Here is a 1,182-nt window from a genome sequence, read left to right on the forward strand (position 1 = left end):
ATTAATCTCTGAATCGGTATCGCTGGTGAGCAGTGGTTCGACACTCGTCGATCAAGCCGGGCAAACCATGAAAGAGATTGTTGATGCCGTTACCAATGTGACCGACATTATGGGTGAGATCGCGTCCGCGTCAGATGAACAAAGCCGTGGTATTGGTCAGGTGGGGCAAGCCATTGCCGAGATGGACAGTGTCACGCAGCAAAACGCCGCGTTGGTGCAGGAAGCAACGGCAGCGGCGTCTTCGCTCGAAGAACAAGCTGCACTGCTGACTCGTGCCGTGGCGGTGTTCAAGTTGCAAGAACAGCGTGCAACGCCGACACCGGCGTCATACACGCTGGCATCAAGCAAAAGTGCGCCAGCAGCACTGCCGCCAGGTAATAAGAAAGCCACCAACAGTAGCGAGCATTGGGAAACATTCTAACCGCTGACTGACCGAGCAGGTCTGCTTGCAGACCTGCTTCACTTCCGATGCGCGTCTTGCGGTTTCAGCTCCACAAAAAGACCTTCCGGGTTTTCTTCTTCATTAAAAAACCAAATTCCCGCCGGATAATCCGCTAGGGCGACAAGGTACATCGTCCCTTCCAGAAACGGTTCCACCGCTAGTGGTTGCTGCGTGTAAACGGTCATACTGTTCCTGTGCCAAACGCACTGATTCAATATTCGATTCTGCGCAATGCGCCAGGCTTTCGAACGTTTCCACCAACGTCAACCCCACGGGCGTCAGTGAATACTCTACGGTAACGGGAACCGTGGCAAATACACGACGGGCAACCAGACCATCCCGCTCCAGCTTTTTCAGCGTTTGCGACAAGACTTTCTGGGTGATGCCTTCGATATCCCGTCGCAATTGATTAAAACGCGTCTCACCTGATTTCAAACGACCAATAATCAGTATGGTCCATTTGTCGGCCAGTCGCTCCAAAAACTGGCGCGCCGGGCAGTGCGATGAATACACGCTGTAGCCGGCTGCGGTATCGCCCTCAATGGGGTATCTCTGCATGGTATCCTCCAGGAAACCTGGTATCGTTCAGGTGCCTTCTTGTCAACGCAGTATACCATATATACTATCTTTCCATTGAAAACTGATGCTACCTTCAATCGCTTACCAAACTATTGCATCCGTCCCTGTTATTACTGACGAAAGGAAAAGTGAACATGAGTAACACTGTTGTTGTTTATTTC

General features: G+C 51.5%; 1 protein-coding gene and 2 pseudogenes. 1 reads left to right on the forward strand and 2 read right to left on the reverse strand.

Annotated features, from left to right (window positions below):
• The coding region (locus tag J5224_RS28880; RefSeq protein ID WP_264628525.1) for a methyl-accepting chemotaxis protein at nt 1-421 on the forward strand (421 nt) is incomplete at its 5' end.
• 38 nt (nt 422-459) lie between these two features.
• Here J5224_RS28880 and J5224_RS28885 read toward each other — a convergent pair.
• Together J5224_RS28885 and J5224_RS28890 are read right to left on the reverse strand one after the other, a co-directional pair.
• Nucleotides 460-603: pseudogene (locus tag J5224_RS28885) on the reverse strand (hypothetical protein); the annotation flags it as partial.
• A gap of 19 nt (nt 604-622) precedes the next feature.
• A pseudogene (locus J5224_RS28890) lies at nt 623-1,000 on the reverse strand (winged helix-turn-helix transcriptional regulator); the annotation flags it as partial.
• Between the last annotated feature and the right edge of the window lie 182 nt (nt 1,001-1,182).

This window comes from Candidatus Symbiopectobacterium sp. NZEC135, assembly GCF_025962695.1.